Origin of the sequence: Agathobacter rectalis ATCC 33656 (assembly GCF_000020605.1) — a bacterium.
GTDB classification, from domain to species: domain Bacteria; phylum Bacillota; class Clostridia; order Lachnospirales; family Lachnospiraceae; genus Roseburia; species Roseburia rectalis.
Map to the genome: position 1 here is coordinate 2651839 of NC_012781.1, position 20870 is coordinate 2672708.

The following is a 20870-nucleotide window of genomic DNA, read 5'->3' on the forward strand; positions in this document are numbered from 1 at the left end:
CTGCACTATTCTCTGTCCGCATCTGCTCCGCTATCATCCGGTTCTGCCGGTTTTGAAACTTTGATTGTAACATATGATACATTGCTTGCATTATAGCTTCCTGTGGCCTTGGTGTATACTTTGTACGTCACCTGTCCCTCATTCTTTGCAACAATGTTACCATTGCTGTCAAGTGTTGCTACTGAGGCATCTCCTGATTCCACCTCTACTGTTGCACCTGTATCACTGCTTACTGATATGTTTATCTTCTTTGTACCATTTATCTCCAATGATACGTCTGACTCACTCACATTGACAGAAGCATCTTTCTTTGCTGCCGGTTTTTGTGGTTGTTGCTGCTGCGCCGGCTTTTGCGGCTGTTGCTGCGCCGGCTTTTGTGGCTGTACCTGTGGCTGAGCTTTAGCATTAACTGTGACAGTAATGGTCTTGGTTCCTGCCCTATAGCCTGCTGTTGCCTCAGACTTTACTGTAATGGTGGCTGTTCCTACTCCAACAGGTGTCACATTTCCACTCTCATCAACTTTCGCCACCCACTCATTGTCACTGACATATGTGAGCTTGGCATTATCCTGTGCTGTCACTCCAAGATTAAAGCTGGCATCCCCCTCTGTCACACTGTAAGCATCCTGTCCTGTAAATGACTGTTCTTTGCCATCAACTGACGTTGCTCCACCATATACTATAACGGTCTCGCCCATTGACACATTAGCAAACAGCTTTTTCACCTCAGAATATGGCATATTAATACATCCATGACTTCCGCTGTACAGGTATATATTACCTCCAAATGTGCTCCTCCACGAAGCATCATGAAAACCTATACCTCCGTTAAACGGAACAAAGAAATTTACCCACGACTTGTATCCATCTCCCCTTAAGTATCTATCCTTGTCCATTGAGAATATGGAGTATACTCCTGTAGGTGTACCATGTCCTTTTGCTATACAGCCGGTAACACACTGGCTTGACACTACCTGCTTGCCATCCTTGTATACATATACCATCTGATTTGTCAAATCAACCTCACAGTAGTTGCCACCATATGTGACAAATTCACCTGTCTCTTCAACCTTTGCCTCACTATATACAGCCTCGACCGTTGTTGATTTTTTTCCATCTATAGCTTCATAAATTGATTCATAAAGCTTATTTCCATCTACGGTCTGACCAGATGATGCTACCGGTACATCTATTGTATCTCCACTTGTAGTCTTAAACTTACCTGTTTTCTTCTTTGAAACATCATGCTTTTGCGCCAGCTGTGTACAATATGTAGCCATATTTTCACCATCCAGCGATACTGTAAGACCATCATTACCCACTATAAGCCACTGTGCTATCTGTTCTTTAGCTACAGTCTCCGTAGCAGGCTCACCTGTAGCCGGATTAAAGTTGCATGTTACCGTGACATCAAGGTATGCATCAGCTTCCTTGAGTGCTTTCTTGACTGCATCACTATCCGCTGCCTTTTCGCCTTCTACGTAGCCTGTAGATGATTCAAGCTCTGCTTTCTTCTTCATTTCCTTTACAGCACTTGAAAGTTTGGTAGCTGCTTTATCATATATCGGAGCGTCTCCTGATACTCCATCCACTCCTTCAAACTGACCTGCATCAGCATTATAGGTGATGGTAGCACGATAAGGCACTACTGTCTTTATGTCAAATATTTCAGCATCTGATTTATCTGCCTGCTTTGTATCATCAGTATCATTATCTGTATTAGAAGTACTATCTGTCTGTGCCTCTGTCATGGCTGTGATATATGAATCAACGAGTGCATTTTGCATTTCATCACCCTTTTTCATGTTAAACAGTTTGACCTGCTTATCCGGCACTTTATTTCTATTTGCTGCATTGATGAGAGTCTGCATATCCGCCTTTTCATTATACTCAAGTCCGAGATCCTCTGCATTCATTTCAAACTCTGCATCATCAAGCTTTACTTTAATCTGGTATTTATCTATTGCCTTCTTGATAGCTTTCTTTGCTTCTTTCGCTGTCATGCCTCCTACATCCACTGATGAAAGCGTGTACTTATCCGGAAAGGTCTTATAATCCTTCTTGCCACAGCCTGCAAGCCCTAATGTTGTCAGCACCAAGGTAAATATAACAAGAAGCTTTACTTTTATCTCTTTCATATTCATCCTCTTCTCTACTATATTATTTCTCACAGCAAATTATTGTACCACTTTATTTATACACACTCAAGTGGCAATTTATTCGCACGCTTCATCCTGCTGCGAAGCTCAGTAAGACTGCCTATAGTCACTGTATACATATGCTCGCTCATATGCAAATGACTGCACACATCAAATATCATGTATTTCGCATGGCACATATCATACAGCCATGGATACTCTCCACGCAGCTTTCTATTCAGTTCTTTCACTCTTTTCCGGCCTGCTCTCTTATCAGAATTGATTATAAGAGCCACATGATAGTAGTCTGTGACACACTTTGTGAGCTTTTTAAGCCAATATCGCTCACCGCCCGCTGCGAATTTTTCCTTCAGGCTGCATCCCTGTGCCAGACGGATTATCACCTGTTCCAAATCCGGCAGACGTTTTATAAGGCTTTTGGTACTGACACTCTGATTGACATCTCCTATACGATAAACATATAGTTCTCCATCATATATCCTAATCTTTTGTGCAAATGCAAGCGGTATAGTCGAATACTCCTGATCCTCATAGTATACTCCCTCTATAAGGCTGTATCCAAGCCGTCTGTAGAACTCTGTATTGTATAATACTCCATGGAATGTAAGGCCCCAGTATATATCATCCCAAAAGCTCATCATCTGCTCAAGATTGTATTGTTTAGACTCATCCGGACACCGCACATGCTTATGTTCTATCTGCTCCGTGCTTATATCATATGTGCGATGTGCATGTATAAACGCATCTGCATCATTTTTTTCAAGCATTTCCACTGTGTCTGACAATATGTCCGTATCTACCCAATCATCCGCATCTACCACCTGAAAGTATTTTCCCTCCGCTACCTGTATACCGGCATTTATGGCAGAACCATGTCCTCCATTTTTCTTACTAAGTACCCTAAATGTTCCCGGATATCTACTAATATACTTTTTAGCCACTTCAACACTATTATCAGGTGTTCCGTCGTCCACCACAATTACCTCGAGCTTGTCCATAAGCCCATCGTCAAGTATAAAGCTGCTCAAGCCCTTGTCAAGGAACTGTTCTGCTTTGTATGTGGGTACAATTATTGATAATACTTTCGTTTCCATCTCTTCTCTGGTTTCTTTCATGATTATTTTCTGATTAAGTGCACCATTGGTATAAACACCTTCTGATAGACTTTTTCATTCATATGAAGCTTATTTAACATCCTAAAAACCTTGTAGTTCTTTTCTATCAGACCATATATATATCCGTCTGCCGACTTTATCTCAGATGTAAATTTCTCCATCCTATCTCTCAGCATCTTTTTGTCCGGATTTTTTATAAGACACAGCTGATAGTAATCATCTATGAACTTTGCAGTCTTTATGCCCCATATTTGCTTACCTCCCGGTGCAAATTCTTCTGAATTACCCCCTTCAGCAATCAATGTTCTGATGACCGTCTCATAGTGAGACAGCCTCTTAAGCGAGCTTTCCATAGATATGCTCTGGCTTACATCGCCTATCCTATACTGATATAGCTGCTCATCATATACATATATGGTATCAGCATATGCCATCGGCACTGCAGCATATTCCTGATCCTCATAGAAAATGCCCTCTGCCAATTTATGTGCAAGCCCTCTGTAAAATGCAGTGTTATATAATATGCCGTGAAATGTAAGTCCCCAGTATACATCATCAAAGTGTTTTGCTATCACCTGTGATGAATATGGTCCTCCCAGATTTTGAATATCCACACTCTTATCATGCTTTGTTCCCGGAACAACAAGATGCTCCTCGTAAGGTATATCTCCTTTGGCTGCTTTCTGCAGATCGTAGGTAGTATAGCTCATCAACATAGCATCCATGACACGCGTATCCTGCTTTTCCTGTGCTGCCTCTAATACCTGCAATGTGGTAATTAACTTCTTTAGCGCAAGCGTATCTACCCAGTCATCTGCATCGACCACCTTTAAATACTTTCCTCTCACATGCTCCACGCCTGTGTTGATTGCAGAACCGTGTCCACCATTTGTTTTATTTACTATGACAAAGGTATCCGGATACCAGTCCACAAATTTCTGCGCCACTTCAACACTTTTGTCAGGTGTGCCGTCATTTACGACTATCACCTCAAGCTTATCGAGTATAGCCTTGTCAATATCTATTTCCTCAAAGCGGCCCTCCGTTGCCATTTTACAGTTGTGCTGTGCTGTCTGTGCATCTGTATCCCTGCATACCAGAAATGACGACAGCCCCTTATTCAGAAACTTTTCTGCATTATATGTTGGTATTATGATTGATAATATTTTACTCATTAACTGTTCTATCCGTCCTGATTACTATTATTAAAAAGAGTATTGCATACTCATTAACGCCTATTCATAAAATTAATTACCACGCAGTCTGCTATAGACCCATGCTGCCATCGGAAATATCTTAAAACCTGTTTTTCTAAGCATCCAGACGCTCTTCCTGCTGCACGCCTGGTACACTCCCGGGTGCTCCTCACGCAGCATCTCGTCAAACTTCTTCATCTGCTCAACGTTCCTTGTATCATTGCCCTTTGCCAGAAATATCTGGTACTCATCATCGACTGCCTCGGCTATGCCGCGCTCAAGGTACTGCTTCTTGTAGGTCTGCAGATTGCCATGCACGTTGTTGTACTCAAACAGTGCATCAAGCACCTTAAGGTGCTGGTCATGACGCTTGATCATCATCTTTATGTCCACGCTCTGACCACTCCTTCCAAGTCTGTACTGATACAGCGGCAGAGGTGAAAACGTGATACTTGTACAGTATGGTATAGGGTAGAGTATATACTCCTGGTCCTCGTAGAAGCAGTGCTCATCCACACGAATATCATTCTTCTGCAATACATCAGTACGGATGGTCATGGAATGTATAGTGATCAGCGGGTCCATGACTGCCTCAGCAAAGCCCCACTCCCTGTTGTAGTGATAAGAGTTGGACACTGCCTTTCTGCGCTTTGTGACCTTCTTTGTCTTATCATCCACCAGGTTGAAGTCATTGGATATGACATCCGAGTGCGTGTGCTTCAAAAGCTGTACAAATTGTGGCAAAAGGCTCTTGTCCAGCCAGTCATCACCATCCACCACCTTGAAATACTTTCCTGTTGCACGCGGTATCGCATAGTTGATGGTAGATCCATGGCCTCCGTTCTCCTTAGAGAGCACCTTGAAGCTGTATGGATATTTCTGCTCGTAGGTATGTGCCAGGCTGGCTGTGGAATCTGTGGAACCATCATCCACTATGAGTATCTCCAGACTTCTGAGCACAGACAAATCTATAAACGAGTCAAGACAGTTCTTTATATACTTTTCAACATTGTAAGCCGGAACGACTATGGTTAAAAGCTTCTCCATATATGTTTCTCCATGTATACTGTTTCCTTGTGTACTACTCTCCGAGTCCATCCTTGATGTACTGTATAAGGTGTTCAAGTGCCTCACTCTCATCCTCGCCATTGCAGATAAGCTCTATCTCATCGCCTGACTTTATGCATGCTCCAAGCACTGAAAGTACACTCTTTGCATTAGCTACATTTTTCTCGTCATATATAAATGTTACCTTTGATTTAAATTTCATTGCCTCTTTGCAGAGATTGCCGGCCGGACGTAAATGTAATCCGGTAGGATTCTTGATTATTATTTTTTGTGCTACCACTTTTATTACCTCTTTTCGGTTATATATCTATCAATGTGATGAACTGTCAGAGCCGTTATTTCCGGTGTTTCCTGACGATGTGCTGCCCGATGACGATGAACCGCCTGTGCCGGTGTCGCCTGATGTTGTACCGCCTGTTGTTGAGCCCGAGGCTGTTCCTGTACCATCAGTTCCCGTTGTGCCGCCTCCGTCACCTTCCCTTCCGATAACTATCTGAACCTTTATCTCGCCCCATGTGTACTTGGTCTCATCCAGATTTGGCTTTACCGTCACTGTATGTGTACCTGTACCAAGGCCTGTCACATCAATTTTACCCTTCAGTGTAGTTCCCGAAAGTGTATCTATATCAGACTTGGTGCCGCTTACTATGACACTGCTCTTATCTGTTACAAATGTAATCGTATATCCCTCTTCCAGTCCGTCATATGTGATATTGGAACTGTTCAGCGTCATGGTTGAAGTCGCATTTGTTTCAATCTTTATATCTATACTGAGCTTTGCCTTGGATGAGTTCACTATAAAAACTCCATCCGGCAGATATCCTGTCAGGTCAACAGATGTACTTATATCGTCTGTTGCGCCCGATATATCAATTGGTCCCACATCTATAGATGTGATATTGTTCAATGCTTCTGCATTACCTTTGAGCATTACAGACTCCTCTGATAGTTCTACTCCGAGCACGCTCTTTCCTCCTGCCGGTGAGCCTGTCGTAGTACACTTGATAGGCACCTCCTTGGTACTTAGGACATCAACTGTCACTGCTATAGACTGATACTGGCTGTCCACATCAAGCTTTGATATATCTATCTCATCGCCATTATCATCAATCAGAGTGAGATCACCGCGATCAGTTATCTGATTATCTGATATTATGGTATTGTCATCGACCTTTATATTTACATTGGCCGATGCTATAGTTGAAACAATGGACTCAGGACCTCCGATCTTTACTACCTTTGGATTTGCCTGTGGCTTGTTTCCCAGTGCTTTCGCACCTGAGAGACTTCCATCCAATGATACCTTTACCTCAAACTGCTTCTGCATATATTTTTCAACCGAAAGCGGGAGCATATGGTCTCCACCGTTGAAGGTAATCGAATGTCTGTACTTGGTGCATCCAATATCTACCTTTACGCTTGCCTTATTCGTATCATCCTTATCTACTATAATATTTGCAAGGTCGACATTTGCGTAAAAATCGGAATCATCAAGCTCGTTCAGATAGCTTCTCTTGCCTGATACCGAAAAGCTGATGGTCTTTTCCGAATCCTTGATGGTAGGCCATAGCCCCTTGTCAACAACCGAATCACGGCCTGTGACGGTGACTGTTGTGGTAAATGTCTTTGTCTTGACCGGGTCATTGAGATTGTAGACCACAAGCCAGAGTATAAATGCAAATGCTATCGCAAGTATTTTAAAGCCTATATTATTTGTGAAGGTTTTTAGAAGCTTCTTTCCCATTCTTAAACCTCCTTTTAATTAATTCAAATTTACCCGGCTCCCTATGTCTGTTCTGCAGAAGCTTAAGCTGTGTGCGTAGATGATCGGCATCTATATCGTGCTCAATCTGCCCCTTGTATGCTGTAGAAACTGATCCTGTCTCCTCTGAAACTATGATAGTAAGCGAATCACTTACCTCGCTGACTCCGACCGCTGCACGGTGTCTGGTTCCCAAATCCTTCGAGAGTGACAGGCTGTCTGATAGCGGAAGGTAACATGTAGCTGACACCACACGGTTGCCACGCACGATAACCGCTCCGTCATGAAGCGGTGTATTTTTCTCAAAAATATTGATGAGGAGCTGACTTGTAAGTATGGCATCCACATCTATTCCTGTTCTGATATACTCTCCCAGATTTATCTCATCCTCCATGACTATTAGCGCTCCTGTCTTTACTCTGCCCATCGCAAAGCATGCACGCACCAGCTCATCAATTGTCTTGTCAGAGAATTTCTCAATCTCGCCCCTGCCGGTATTGAAGAAATCACCCAAAAAGGTCTTTCCACCAATATTCTCCAAGGCATTTCGAAGCTCAGGCTGAAAAATAACAACAAGTGCCACGAGACCTATATTAAAGAGTTTCTCAGCAAGCCACAGTATTGTATCCATCTGGAACAATGCTGCAACAAGCACAAACAACAGTATGATAATAAGGCCCTTGAACAGATTCCATGCCCTCGTGGTCTTTATCCACAAAAGTATATGATAGAAGAGCACTGAAATAATAAGTATCTCTATAATGTCTATCACACCGATTTTGATGCCCGGCACATTTGTGAATGTAAGGAACTGATCCTTGAAGCGTATCAATACACCACTCACATTATCCATAGCGCCCTCCTTTCTCTTATACTATGTAACTATTTGTCATCCTCAAATATATTTTCGTCTATTTCGAGATCTTTTGCAATAGCCTCTTTGCTGATATTTTCCTGATTATGTCTCTGAATCTTCTTTCCAAGGCTTCCTGTATTGCCAAAGTGCTTTACAACCTTTTCCTCCTTGGCAATCATCTTCTTTGGAACTGCCTTGACGTAATAATAATATTCATCATCCTCAAACTGTACATTTTCTGTACGTGCATAGTCAAGATTCATAAATATAAACTGTATGACAACACCTGCAAAAATAGCTGCTACAGTGCTGAGCACAAGCCAGATTATCTTCTCCGGCAGTCCGAGCACCAGATAAGCAACAACAAGTGCAACCAACTGTACGAGTCCTCCTGCTATGGTAGCAACAGTCCATGAATTGTTGATTTTCAATCGTCTGACCTGATACACCACCAGTGTGGTGATAACAAAGATTGCCATAACTATAAACATCTCTTTGTTGTCAAGAAGCTGTCCCATTGTCACATTGAGTTTTGTAGTGCTCTGCCCCTTTTTATCTACCACCTCTGCAAGCGCTGATGCATTCTGTCTGATTCCGTCAAGGAAATAGTACAGCAGTGTGCCACATATTATTGCAACAACCGAATAAGCTCTTCTTAAAAGACCTGCTGCAACCGGCACAACAGATGGTATGTGAAGCTGAAAGCATATAGGTGTAAGTATCACAAGCATGCCATCCTTCGGTGCAAAACGAAAATAGACAAAATACAGTACTAAAAAAAGTACAAATGTGATAGCAAAAACCTCTATAGACAGCGCATACATATCTAAAAGTATCATAATCGAAGCAATCCAAAGTATTGCATTCACCGGAAGCAGTGCACACACAAGCGCTAAAAGCAGTGCCACAAGCATCGAGCTGATTTTCGCCATATATCCGATATTCAAATCTATTGTTATAAATGCGATAAATGCAACGGCAAATCTCACAACCGGAAGTATAAAGTGCTCATACTCACCGCAAAATTTGACTGCCTTATCCTTAATTTCCAGTAACTTGTTCATAAAGCCTCCCTAACGCTTAATCTTTTCCTCACGGGAATATATTCTGCCCACTGCCTTCAGGTGATTTGCGTATTTGCGCACTTCTCTTCTGCCGGCCTTATATCTTGCAGTATACACCACAATTGTGACAAAAATGTAAACCGCCATAAATGCAATATACAGTATGCCTATTGTGACACCCATTGCCTTAAAATCAAGCTTATTGATTCTATCCAAAAGCTCTGCTGCATTGACAGCAACCCACATCACAACAAGCCCTGCAAATGCGAATGTACCTGTAAAGAAGCTTTTTAAGCCCTCTTTCCATATATAGTCCCATCCGTAATAGCTTGCGGACTGCTTCTGCACACGGCTGTCATCGCTTTTGCTGTCACATAGAGCAATATTAAACAGTTCCCTTACTTTTTCTTCGTTTATCATAAATCATCCTCTTACCTGTTACTTGATATATCTCATACGGTTTTTGTCATCCTGCTGCCACAGCTGCCTATCCTGGCTCTTTGGTGTGTCAAGGGCACTGCGTAGTGTGTTTGTGAGCTTAGTCTTGCACTCATCACAAAATCTGCCTGTACGTATCATCCTGCCACAGTTCTCGCATGGTATACCATATGATGAATCCGGTGAAAACGAAAGCCTTTCCTCACGTATCCACCTATTTATCTGCTTCATGGATGTATCCGTCTCCTTGGCCACTGTCTCAACCGGCACATTTGGATTATCCTCAACAAATCTCTTTACTATATCAAATTTCTCATCCATTTTTTTCTGGCAGTTCGGGCAGTACTGCTCATCTGACAGTACATTAAATATTCTGCCACAGCCCTTGCAATTAGATATTCTCATCTGATAAAACCCTCCTAACTTCCCTGTCCTATGCAAATACACAGCACATATACACGGCCAGGACATTTCTTTGCTATCTCGTGCCCAATCGACTCCGCCGTACTGCCTGTAGTATATATATCATCTACTATTAGTATTTGGTCATATTGTACAATACTATCCGCCACTTGAAAAGCCCCCTCGAGACAATTTCTGCGTTCAACATACCCCATTGTCTTGAGTGGACTGGTATTTTTCACTCTGCGCACAAGCCCTTTTACCATCCTTATGCCTGTTTTTTCAGACAATGCCTTTGCAAAACACTCTGCCTGATTGTAGCCTCTCTGGCGCATTTTTTTACGGTGCATCGGCACCGGAATAATAACATCTATCCCACATCTTAGTATCCAGTCCGAATATCTTTCCACTGCTGTCTGTGCAAAATAAGCCGCATACTCACGTCTGTTTGAATACTTGAACCTGTACATGGTCTGCTTTATGCTGCCCTTGTATGCAAAAAGCGCCTTGCCCTGCCTGTAGCTGTCATCTTCCCGCATCTGCCTGTGATGCTCTAGTGCCCGTGCACAGTCGTCACAATACTCTCTTCGCTCAGACAAAACCGGCTTCCCGCAGCGCATACACTGCGGCTGCTCAACCGGAAAGAGCTTTTCACAGCATCTGCTGTGTATATATCTCTCAACCGGACCAATTATACCATCACATACCGGACAGCGCGGTGGAAATACCAGATTGATTACGCCTCTCCCAATATCCTTTATTTTGTTCACTAATCCCCCTGACTGTAATATCCCCATTTGTAACAATATTAACAAAAAAGCGACAATACATTCCTGCAATGCAGGGACATATCATCGCCCTCACGGCTGCCTGTTATAAAACGTATATTCTAGAATTCTTCATCTCTCTTGCCTGCAAGGAACTCTACATACTTTCCTGTACCGATAGCAACACATGTCATAGGCTGCTCTGCAGTCATTGTATTGATGCCGGTCTTTTCCTCGATAAGCTCCTCAAGACCTCTGAGCAGCGAACCGCCTCCTGTAAGCACGATTCCTCTGTCTGCGACATCGGCTGCAAGCTCCGGTGGAGTCTTTTCAAGCACTGAGTGCACTGCCTCAACTATCTGAAGAGTTGCCTCACGAAGTGCTTCCTCTGTCTCCTCTGAGCTGACTGTAATAGTCCTTGGAAGTCCTGTTACAAGGTTTCTTCCTCTTACCTCAATTGTCTCCGGCTGTGGGAGAGGGTAGCATGTACCAATCTTGATTTTGATATCCTCAGCTGTTCTCTCTCCGATGAGAAGGTTATGCTTCTTTCTCATGTATCTGACAATTGCCTCATCAAAATCATCTCCGGCTATCTTGATAGATGTGCTGACTACCGAACCACCGAGTGAGATAACTGCTATATCTGATGTACCGCCTCCGATATCTACTATCATATTTCCGCATGGCTTTGAAATATCAATACCTGCACCGATTGCAGCTGCGATTGGCTCCTCGATAATCTTAACATCTCTGGCTCCTGCTGCAAATGTAGCATCCTCAACGGCCTTCTTCTCAACCTCTGTAACACCACTTGGCACACATACGCTCACGAGCGGCTTTCTGAAGCTTTTCTTACCAAGCGCCTTCTGGATGAAGTGCTTGATCATCTTCTCTGTAACTGTATAATCTGAGATAACACCCTGACGCAGCGGTCTGACTGCAACGATATTACCCGGTGTCCTTCCGAGCATGAGGCGTGCTTCCTCTCCGATTGCCTTAATCTTGTTGGTGTCCCTGTCAAAGGCTACTACTGAAGGCTCCTTTAACACAACACCCTTTCCTTTTATATAAACAAGTATACTTGCTGTTCCTAAATCGATTCCGATATCTGATCCGACCATTTTAATAGCCCCTTTCCTGCCATATCTTTAAATTTACACATACACTCTCTTATTATATACAATAAATCCCATTTTTCAAACTTTTTTTTTGAAAAAGGTCATATTTAATAAAATTTTAAAGTTTATCCTTGTCTTTTTCCAGATATGGTTTCAAAAACCGGCCTGTATATGACTGTTTTACCTCGCATATCTCCTCAGGTGTGCCCTGCGCTATGACGGTTCCTCCGCCGTCTCCGCCCTCAGGTCCCATATCTATGATATAGTCAGCTGTCTTTATCACGTCGAGATTGTGCTCGATAACAACTACAGTATTGCCTCCGTCCGAGAGCCTGCGCAGTATCTCCACAAGCTTGTGTACATCTGCAAAGTGCAGTCCTGTGGTAGGCTCATCAAGTATATATATGGTCTTTCCGGTGCTCTTTCTGCTAAGCTCTGTGGCAAGCTTGATACGCTGTGCCTCACCACCCGAAAGCTCTGTGGACGGCTGTCCGAGCTTCACGTAGGATAGTCCGACATCATACAGCGACTGGATTTTGTTCTGGATCTTTGGCACATTTTTGAAAAACTCAAGTGCCTCCTCCACTGTCATATCAAGAACATCGTATATGCTCTTGCCCTTGTACTTTACATCGAGTGTCTCCCTGTTATATCGTTTGCCTCCACAGACCTCACACGGCACATATACATCAGGCAGGAAATGCATCTCTATCTTAAGGATTCCATCACCGCCGCAGGCCTCACACCGACCGCCCTTTACATTAAAACTGAAACGGCCCTTTTTATAGCCCTTTGCCTTGGCATCAGGTGTTGATGCAAACAGGTCTCTTATCATGTCAAATACACCTGTATATGTGGCAGGATTAGAGCGGGGTGTACGGCCTATCGGTGACTGGTCGATGTCTATGACCTTGTCAAGCTGTTCAAGACCATCTATACCGTCGTGGTCACCTGCGATACACCTGGCTCTGTTTAAGGATTTGGCCAGATGCTTGTATAGTATCTCATTGGTCAATGAGCTCTTTCCCGAGCCCGACACGCCTGTAACACAGGTCATGATACCAAGAGGTATCTGCACATCAATATTTTTCAGGTTATTCTCCCTGGCTCCTCTTATCGTGATATATCCGCTTGGCTTGCGCCTCTCCTGTGGCACCGGTATCTTTATTTTACCGCTCAGATATGCTCCTGTGAGTGATTTTTTGCACTTTATAATGTCCTTTAACGAGCCTGCCGCCACTATCTCTCCACCGTGTGAACCGGCTCCCGGTCCTACATCCACAATATAATCCGCTGCACGCATGGTATCCTCATCATGCTCCACCACTATGAGAGTATTGCCCAGATTCTTAAGATTCATAAGTGCGCCGAGCAGCTTGTCATTATCCCTCTGATGCAGTCCGATACTTGGCTCATCAAGTATATATGCCACACCGACAAGCCCTGAGCCAATCTGCGTGGCAAGCCTGATTCGTTGGGCTTCCCCGCCTGAAAGGCTTGCCGTGCCACGGGTAAGAGTGAGGTAATCAAGGCCGACCTGCTGCAAAAAGCCAACTCTCGCACGGATTTCCTTTAGTATCTGGTCTCCTATATAGTGCTGCTGCTCTGTAAGCTCTATATCAGCAAGGAACTTCACAAGCTCCTTCACAGACATGGAGGTCATCTCATATATGTTCTTGTCCGCAACCGTAACGGCAAGTGACGACGGCTTAAGCCTCTGCCCCTTACAGCTCGTACACGGAGTAATGCGCATAAACTGCTCATACTCTGCCTTTGCCGTATCAGAAAAGGTCTCCTTGTATCGGCGCTCAACATTGTCCACAAGGCCGTTCCATACAAGGTCATAGACGCCTTCGCCTCTCTGACCCTTGTATCTGACCTTGAGCACTCTGCCATCTCCACCGTAAAAAAGCAGTTTTTTCATATCTGCAGATAAATCATCAATCGGTGTGTCGAGAGGAAGCCCATAGCCCTCATGAAGCGCACGAAGTGTCGCATAGGTATAGCTCTTTGGGTCTGTACATGACTGCCAGCCCATCACCTGTATGGCACCCTCAGATATGGAAAGCGATGCATCCGGCACCATAAGCTGCGGGTCAAACTCCATCTTGTAGCCGAGTCCGTAGCAGGTCGGACATGCTCCGAACGGATTGTTGAAGGAGAAGCTTCTCGGCTCAACCTCATCTATGCTTATGCCACAGTCAGGGCACGCAAAATTCTGGGAAAAGGTCATCTGTTCGCCATCCACAATATCAACTATGGCATTGCCCTCTGTCAGTTCAAATACATTTTCAAGTGAATCAGTAAGCCTCTTCTCTATGCCCGGCTTTACAACCAAACGGTCTACAACAATATCAATATTGTGCTTTATATTTTTCTCCATCGGGATATCCTCGGAGAGCTCATACATGCTGCCATCTACAATCACACGCACATATCCGCTCTTTTTTGCTCTATCGAACAGCTTCTGGTGCTCACCCTTGCGGCCTCTGACCACCGGTGCAAGAAGCTGGATACGGGTGCGCTCAGGCAACGCCATAACAGTATCCACCATCTGGTCTATCGTCTGCTTTGTAATGGCGCGCCCGCACTTAGGACAGTGTGGTATTCCAATTCTTGCATAAAGCAGTCTGAAGTAATCATATATCTCTGTGACCGTTCCGACAGTTGAACGTGGGTTCTTATTGGTGGATTTCTGGTCAATGGAAATGGCAGGCGGAAGTCCCTCTATAGACTCCACATTCGGCTTCTCCATCTGTCCTAAAAACTGACGCGCATACGATGAAAGTGACTCCATGTACCTGCGCTGTCCCTCAGCATATATGGTATCAAATGCCAGTGATGACTTGCCGGAGCCTGAAAGCCCTGTAAAAACAACAAACTCATCTCTCGGGATGTCAAGACTGACGCACTTTAGATTGTGTTCGCTGGCACCTCGTATTTTGATGTATTTTCTTTCTTTTTTTGCCATAATTTGTGTTCCTCCAAATTGCTTCCAAATATCATAAGCTTTTATCGTATATCTCTCAGTGTGTTTTTCAGCATAATAAGCTTATCCCTGTACTCTGCAGCAGCCTCGAAATTGAGCTCTGCCGCTGCTTTTTTCATCTTTTTCTCTATATCTGCAATATGCTTCTCAAGCTCTTTTTTGCTCATTGACTCCGGATCTTTGTCAAGAGCATTCTCATCGGCCGCTACCTTCTTTGAGATAGCTATGAGATCACGCACGGATTTCTGTATAGTCTGTGGCGTGATGCCGTGAGCCTCATTGTACTCTTCCTGTACCTTTCTACGACGCTTTGTCTCGTCAATTGCGACACGCATGGAGTCTGTAATCTTGTCAGCGTACATGATAACATGGCCCTCACTGTTACGTGCGGCACGTCCTATCGTCTGTATAAGTGAGGTCTCTGAGCGAAGGAAACCTTCCTTATCCGCATCGAGTATGGCAACAAGTGTAATCTCCGGGATATCAAGACCCTCCCTGAGCAGATTGATGCCGACGAGCACGTCAAATACGTCAAGACGCAGGTCACGTATTATCTCCGCTCTCTCAAGTGTATCTATATCTGAATGCAGGTACTTTACCCTGATGCCAAGCTCTGCCATATAGTTCGTGAGATCCTCAGCCATACGCTTTGTGAGTGTGGTGATAAGCACCTTGTGATGGTTTGCAGTCTCCTTATTGACCTCTGACACAAGGTCATCAATCTGTCCCTCAACAGGGCGCACTGATATCTCAGGATCCAAAAGTCCCGTCGGTCTGATAATCTGCTCCGCACGAAGCAGCTCATGCTCATTCTCATACTTATTAGGAGTGGCTGAGACAAAGAGCATCTGGTCTATTTTACCCTCGAACTCCTCAAAATTGAGAGGTCTGTTGTCAAGGGCCGAGGGCAGTCTGAAGCCATAATCAACAAGAGTGGTCTTTCTAGAGCGGTCACCCGCATACATACCGCCTATCTGTGGAATCGTGATATGTGACTCATCCACGATTATGAGAAAATCATCCGGGAAGAAATCTATGAGTGTCATAGGAGGCTCCCCCGGCTTTGCAAAGTTCAGATGCCTCGTATAGTTCTCAATTCCTGAGCAGAAGCCTGTCTCCCTCATCATCTCTATGTCAAAATTAGTCCTCTCTGCTATTCGCTGAGCCTCTATGAGCTTGTCCTCGCCTTTAAAATACTTCACACGCTCATCAAGCTCTTTCTCTATATTGAGGCAGGCCTCATTTATCTTCTCCTGCGAAACTACATAGTGGGATGCAGGGAAAATCATCGTGTGCTCAAGCGAGCACTTTACCTCGCCGGTCAGCACATCAACCTCTACTATCCGATCTATCTCATCACCGAAAAACTCAACCCTGATTGCTGTATCATCGGCATTTGCCGGAAATATATCAAGCACATCACCATGCACTCTGAAGGTGCCTCGGTGAAAATCCATATCATTCCTGGTGTACTGTAAATCTATGAGAGCCCTCGCGAGATCATCCCTGTCCCTCTCTTGCCCCGGGCGCAGCGAAATACTCATGCCTGTCCACTCATCAGGACTTCCAAGTCCGTATATGCAGGAAACCGATGCCACGACAATGACATCCTTTCGCTCTGTGAGTGCTGCCGTGGCTGAAAGCCTGAGCTTATCTATCTCATCATTTACAGAGGAATCCTTGGCTATGTACGTATCAGACTGCGGCACATATGCCTCAGGCTGGTAATAGTCGTAGTAGGAAACAAAATACTCTACTGCATTCTCAGGGAAAAACTCCTTCATCTCACCATAGAGCTGCCCCGCCAGTGTCTTATTGTGCGATATGATAAGTGTAGGCTTATTGAGTGCTGCAATGACATTGGCCATGGTAAAGGTCTTGCCGGAGCCTGTAACTCCAAGTAAGGTTTCAAACTGGTTGCCCTCCTTAAAGCCCTTCACAAGCTGCTCTATCGCCTGTGGCTGGTCGCCGGTCGGCTTGTATTTTGAATGCAGTTTAAATTCCATAACGCACGCTTCCTCCAAAAAATCTTAAATACTGCTTTTGTAAAATTATAAAAAGACAAAGTCAATCATTTATAGTATGCACTTACGTGCTTTATTTTACTACAAAAAATCGACTCTGTCCACAATTTTCAGAACATTCGTTCTTGTTTATTTATTTTATGTTACTGTTCACACCTAACAGTGTGACCAGCAACGATTACAGCCATTTAAAATTTACTTCACACGTCCACAGCACTGCTTATATTTCTTGCCACTGCCGCATGGACATGGGTCATTCGGATATACCTTGGCTGCTGCACGGCGCTTTGGTGCATTCTGTGCTGACTCATCCTTGTTTGTGCCCGAAATCTTTGCAACCTGCTCTCGCTCAACCTTCTGCTCAACCTGTACATGATACAGCAGTCTGACAGTATCCTCCTGGATAGCTGAAATCATGTCGTCAAACATATCAAAGCCTGCCATCTTGTACTCTACGATTGGATCTTTCTGTCCATAAGCCTGTAAGCCGATTCCCTGACGAAGCTGTGCCATATCATCGATGTGATCCATCCACTTTCTGTCGATTACACGAAGAAGCACGACACGCTCAATCTCTCTGAACTGCTCAGGCTCAGGGAATTCTGTCTCCTTCTGCTCATAAAGCATGACGGCCTTTTCCTTTAAGTACTGCTTAAGCTGCTTTGCATTCTTGATTGACTCAATATCCTCTTTTGTAATCGGATCAAGAGGAATGACCGGAAGCACAAGCTCGTTGAGCTCTACAAGATCCCAGTCAGCTCTGTCAATTTCCTCGGAAATACATCTGTCGACAGACTTCTCAACCTGCTCCTGAACCATCTTAAGGATAGCATCACGCATGTTGTCACCGTTAAGCACCTTCATACGCTCGCTGTAGATAATCTCTCTCTGGTCATTGTCCACCTGGTCATACTCGAGAAGATTTTTACGAATACCAAAGTTGTTGGCCTCGATTTTCTCCTGAGCCTTCTCGATAGCAGATGTGAGCATCTTATGCTGGATCTGCTCGCCCTCCGGTACTCCGAGAGCATTGAAAACGCCCATCAGACGCTCCGAACCGAAAAGTCTCATGAGGTCATCCTCGAGTGAGATGAAGAACTGTGACTCACCCGGATCTCCCTGACGTCCTGCACGTCCACGGAGCTGATTGTCTATACGTCTTGACTCATGGCGTTCTGTACCGATAATCTTAAGACCTCCGGCAGCCTTTGCCTCATCGTCAAGCTTAATATCGGTACCACGGCCTGCCATGTTGGTTGCTATTGTAACTGCACCGTGCTGTCCTGCAAGTGCAACAATCTCTGCCTCTTTCTCATGGAACTTGGCATTTAATACTGTGTGAGGGATTCCCTCTCTCTTGAGCATGCCGCTCAAAAGCTCTGATGTCTCGATGGTAATTGTACCTACAAGAACAGGCTGTCCCTTTTCATGTGCCTCTTTAACCGCATCCACAACTGCCTTGAACTTTTCCTTTTTGGTAGCGTATACAGCATCCTGTAAATCAATACGCGCTACCGGCTTATTTGTAGGTATCTCGACAACATCCATGCCATAGATATCACGGAACTCTTTTTCCTCTGTGAGAGCTGTACCTGTCATACCGGCCTTCTTGTCAAACTTGTTGAAGAAGTTCTGGAATGTGATTGTGGCAAGGGTCTTGCTCTCTCTCTTAACCTTTACATGCTCCTTTGCCTCGATAGCCTGATGCAGTCCGTCCGAATAACGGCGTCCAGGCATGATACGTCCGGTAAACTCATCTACGATAAGCACCTCATCATCCTTTACCACATAGTCCTGATCTTTGAACATGAGGTTGTGCGCACGAAGCGCAAGTATGATATTGTGCTGGATTTCAAGATTCTCCGGATCTGCAAGGTTCTCGATATGGAAGAACTGTTCTACCTTTTTCACACCATCCTGTGTAAGGTTTACGACCTTGTCCTTCTCATTTACGATGAAATCACCTGTCTCGTCCTGGACAATGCCCATGATGGCATCCATCTTTGAATACTCAGGAACATCCTCACCACGCTTCATCTGTGTAGCCAGGATATCGCATGCCTCGTAAAGTCTTGTCGACTTGCCACTCTGTCCTGAAATGATAAGAGGTGTACGTGCCTCATCGATAAGCACTGAATCGACCTCATCGATGATAGCATAGTGGAGACCTCTCTGAACAAGCTGTTCCTTGTAGATAACCATATTGTCACGCAGGTAATCAAATCCAAGCTCATTGTTTGTGATATATGTAATATCACAGCCGTAAGCCTCCCTGCGCTCGTCATTGTCCATGCCGCCAAGTACCACGCCGACCTTAAGCCCTAAGAACTCATGAACCTGTCCCATCCACTCAGCATCACGCTTTGCAAGGTAATCATTGACTGTGACAATACACACACCCTTGCCCTCAAGTGCATTAAGGTATGCAGGAAGTGTAGAAACAAGTGTCTTACCTTCACCGGTTCGCATCTCTGCAATACGTCCCTGATGCAAAATAATACCACCGATTATCTGTACTCTATAATGTTCCATGCCAAGCACACGCTTAGCAGCCTCTCTTACTGTAGCAAATGCCTCCGGAAGAATATCATCAAGTGTTGCTCCGTCCTCCAGACGCTTTTTAAACTCCCTTGTCTTATCCTTTAATTCTTCATCGGAAAGCTTTCCCATTGCTTCCTTATATGACTCAACCTTGTCAGCAATCGGGTAAATTCTCTTAAGCTCTCTCTCGCTGTGAGAACCAAAGATTTTTGAAAATGCGCTCATATTTTTCTCCTATAACTTCAAATTGCCCTTGTACAGGCTCACAATAGTGTTATTGTAACACTTTGAGGATGATTGCACAACCTAAAGGGATGAATGTTTTGTAAACATTTTATAAAAATATTTGCGGGAGTGTTGAGCTTTAATGGGGGCTTCGCGCGGGAAGGCTGTGCGGTCCGGGGGAGCACACATTATATTCCTCATAAAAAATATGAAGTCAGCCACGGCTTTTTGCCTGGACAGGCTGTGTTTTAGTGATAGTGCTTCATGCTATTTGAGTTTATGGAACGCCGTGGCAGTTCATATTTTTTATTCTGAACACACTGTGTACTTCCCGGATCCACTTTGTTGTGCGCGAAGCATGACAGAATTATTTTTTTAATTCAAAAGCTCTCCCTATGGGAGAGCTTTTGGCGCTACATGTTTGCATGTATTTATTATGTTTTTAATGTTATATAGCTTTTAAATACATATATCACTATATAAGGTTTACATATGGAATTTCCTATTTTATTATTTCTGGGCTTCATATGCTTCGCGGCATGCTTTTGCAAGCTGGTCACCGCAGGATGTATTCTTAAATCCACATTTAATTCCACCGATTTTTTCCTCTACCTGGGCTACTGTGAGTCCTTCAACGAGCTTTGGGATAGCCTTAAGATTTCCGTTGCAGCCTCCTGTAAACTTTACGTTATGTACTACATCGCCATCGAGGTCAAGCTCAATCTGTGTTGAACAGGTTCCTTTTGTTTTGTAAATATATGACATATTTTATCCTCCTGTGTTTTCAATTTTTTGTATACATGATTATAACATATATTTTTACATCTTTCCTCTATTTTTTTACATTTTCCAACTCAGTTTTTCAATTCAGAAGTTACTGTTCACAACTAACAGTGTGACCGGCAACGATTCAGATTCATAAATCTTATTTATTTACTATTTACGCCATAACGTAAGGGACGATTCGCGCGAGCACCGCGGTGGGCTGCATACACTCCGGAGTCCGCGAATAGCGAAGCTGCTTAGATACTGTCGAATTATGCACATGCTACACAGAAATGCCGAGGCATGGACGCCGAGGCAAGGAGAAATCGAGCCATGGATGGCGAGTTTCGACGTTTTCGTCATCCTATGAAAACCTACAAA

At 44.1% G+C, this 20870-nt stretch carries 16 protein-coding genes; all 16 read right to left on the minus strand.

Features of this window, described 5'->3' with window-relative positions; all coding sequences use genetic code 11:
• Positions 1-5 precede the first annotated feature (5 nt).
• Complete coding sequence (locus tag EUBREC_RS12460; RefSeq protein WP_080515344.1) at positions 6-2138, minus strand: L,D-transpeptidase; 2133 nt, start codon at positions 2136-2138, stop codon at positions 6-8.
• Between the two features lie 56 nt (positions 2139-2194).
• Positions 2195-3274: a glycosyltransferase family 2 protein gene (locus EUBREC_RS12465; protein WP_049757241.1), complete on the minus strand. Its 1080-nt coding sequence runs from the start codon at positions 3272-3274 to the stop codon at positions 2195-2197.
• A 2-nt stretch (positions 3275-3276) separates the two neighbouring features.
• Complete coding sequence (locus EUBREC_RS12470) at positions 3277-4449, minus strand: glycosyltransferase family 2 protein (RefSeq protein ID WP_012743535.1); 1173 nt, start codon at positions 4447-4449, stop codon at positions 3277-3279.
• A 72-nt stretch (positions 4450-4521) separates the two neighbouring features.
• Positions 4522-5517, minus strand: coding sequence for a glycosyltransferase family 2 protein (locus tag EUBREC_RS12475; protein ID WP_012743536.1), 996 nt, complete (start codon positions 5515-5517; stop codon positions 4522-4524).
• Positions 5518-5551: 34 nt separating this feature from the next.
• Positions 5552-5818: an HPr family phosphocarrier protein gene (locus EUBREC_RS12480; protein ID WP_012743537.1), complete on the minus strand. Its 267-nt coding sequence runs from the start codon at positions 5816-5818 to the stop codon at positions 5552-5554.
• A 30-nt stretch (positions 5819-5848) separates the two neighbouring features.
• Positions 5849-7282 (minus strand): CdaR family protein, encoded by a 1434-nt coding sequence (locus EUBREC_RS12485; RefSeq protein ID WP_012743538.1) that lies wholly within the window; start codon positions 7280-7282, stop codon positions 5849-5851.
• Positions 7248-8153: a diadenylate cyclase CdaA gene (cdaA, locus tag EUBREC_RS12490; protein ID WP_012743539.1), complete on the minus strand. Its 906-nt coding sequence runs from the start codon at positions 8151-8153 to the stop codon at positions 7248-7250. The genes EUBREC_RS12485 and cdaA overlap by 35 nt, the downstream gene beginning before the upstream one ends.
• Positions 8154-8182: 29 nt before the next feature.
• Positions 8183-9220 (minus strand): hypothetical protein, encoded by a 1038-nt coding sequence (locus EUBREC_RS12495; protein ID WP_012743540.1) that lies wholly within the window; start codon positions 9218-9220, stop codon positions 8183-8185.
• Between the two features lie 9 nt (positions 9221-9229).
• Complete coding sequence (locus EUBREC_RS12500) at positions 9230-9640, minus strand: hypothetical protein (RefSeq protein ID WP_012743541.1); 411 nt, start codon at positions 9638-9640, stop codon at positions 9230-9232.
• Positions 9641-9658: 18 nt separating this feature from the next.
• Positions 9659-10063 carry a hypothetical protein gene (locus EUBREC_RS12505; RefSeq protein WP_015517210.1) on the minus strand — a complete coding sequence of 135 codons (405 nt, stop codon included), beginning with the start codon at positions 10061-10063 and terminating at the stop codon, positions 9659-9661.
• 14 nt (positions 10064-10077) lie between these two features.
• The gene (locus tag EUBREC_RS12510) at positions 10078-10830 is read right to left on the minus strand and encodes a ComF family protein (protein ID WP_022293039.1); all 753 of its coding nucleotides are present in this window, start codon (positions 10828-10830) and stop codon (positions 10078-10080) included.
• Between the two features lie 119 nt (positions 10831-10949).
• Positions 10950-11948: a rod shape-determining protein gene (gene mreB / locus EUBREC_RS12515; protein ID WP_012743544.1), complete on the minus strand. Its 999-nt coding sequence runs from the start codon at positions 11946-11948 to the stop codon at positions 10950-10952.
• A 115-nt stretch (positions 11949-12063) separates the two neighbouring features.
• A complete protein-coding gene (uvrA, locus tag EUBREC_RS12520; RefSeq protein ID WP_012743545.1) occupies positions 12064-14916 on the minus strand; it encodes an excinuclease ABC subunit UvrA in 2853 nt (950 codons plus the stop codon).
• Between the two features lie 41 nt (positions 14917-14957).
• Positions 14958-16940, minus strand: a complete 1983-nt coding sequence (gene uvrB / locus EUBREC_RS12525; protein ID WP_012743546.1) for an excinuclease ABC subunit UvrB — start codon at positions 16938-16940, stop codon at positions 14958-14960.
• Positions 16941-17153: 213 nt separating this feature from the next.
• Entirely contained in the window at positions 17154-19724 is a 2571-nt protein-coding gene (gene secA / locus EUBREC_RS12530; protein WP_012743547.1) for a preprotein translocase subunit SecA, read from the minus strand.
• 510 nt (positions 19725-20234) lie between these two features.
• Entirely contained in the window at positions 20235-20489 is a 255-nt protein-coding gene (locus EUBREC_RS12535) for a TIGR03905 family TSCPD domain-containing protein (protein ID WP_012743549.1), read from the minus strand.
• Positions 20490-20870 lie beyond the last annotated feature (381 nt).

Excerpts from the sequence above, each read along its gene's own strand:
- EUBREC_RS12470 (WP_012743535.1), bottom strand. The coding sequence starts at position 4,449 with ATGAGTAAAATATTATCAATCATAATACCAACATATAATGCAGAAAAG.
- mreB (WP_012743544.1), bottom strand. The coding sequence starts at position 11,948 with ATGGTCGGATCAGATATCGGAATCGATTTAGGAACAGCAAGTATACTT.
- EUBREC_RS12475 (WP_012743536.1), bottom strand. The coding sequence starts at position 5,517 with ATGGAGAAGCTTTTAACCATAGTCGTTCCGGCTTACAATGTTGAAAAG.
- EUBREC_RS12485 (WP_012743538.1), bottom strand. The coding sequence starts at position 7,282 with ATGGGAAAGAAGCTTCTAAAAACCTTCACAAATAATATAGGCTTTAAA.
- uvrA (WP_012743545.1), bottom strand. The coding sequence starts at position 14,916 with ATGGCAAAAAAAGAAAGAAAATACATCAAAATACGAGGTGCCAGCGAA.
- EUBREC_RS12535 (WP_012743549.1), bottom strand. The coding sequence starts at position 20,489 with ATGTCATATATTTACAAAACAAAAGGAACCTGTTCAACACAGATTGAG.
- secA (WP_012743547.1), bottom strand. The coding sequence starts at position 19,724 with ATGAGCGCATTTTCAAAAATCTTTGGTTCTCACAGCGAGAGAGAGCTT.
- EUBREC_RS12500 (WP_012743541.1), bottom strand. The coding sequence starts at position 9,640 with ATGATAAACGAAGAAAAAGTAAGGGAACTGTTTAATATTGCTCTATGT.
- EUBREC_RS12460 (WP_080515344.1), bottom strand. The coding sequence starts at position 2,138 with ATGAAAGAGATAAAAGTAAAGCTTCTTGTTATATTTACCTTGGTGCTG.
- cdaA (WP_012743539.1), bottom strand. The coding sequence starts at position 8,153 with ATGGATAATGTGAGTGGTGTATTGATACGCTTCAAGGATCAGTTCCTT.
- EUBREC_RS12505 (WP_015517210.1), bottom strand. The coding sequence starts at position 10,063 with ATGAGAATATCTAATTGCAAGGGCTGTGGCAGAATATTTAATGTACTG.
- EUBREC_RS12465 (WP_049757241.1), bottom strand. The coding sequence starts at position 3,274 with ATGAAAGAAACCAGAGAAGAGATGGAAACGAAAGTATTATCAATAATT.
- uvrB (WP_012743546.1), bottom strand. The coding sequence starts at position 16,940 with ATGGAATTTAAACTGCATTCAAAATACAAGCCGACCGGCGACCAGCCA.
- EUBREC_RS12495 (WP_012743540.1), bottom strand. The coding sequence starts at position 9,220 with ATGAACAAGTTACTGGAAATTAAGGATAAGGCAGTCAAATTTTGCGGT.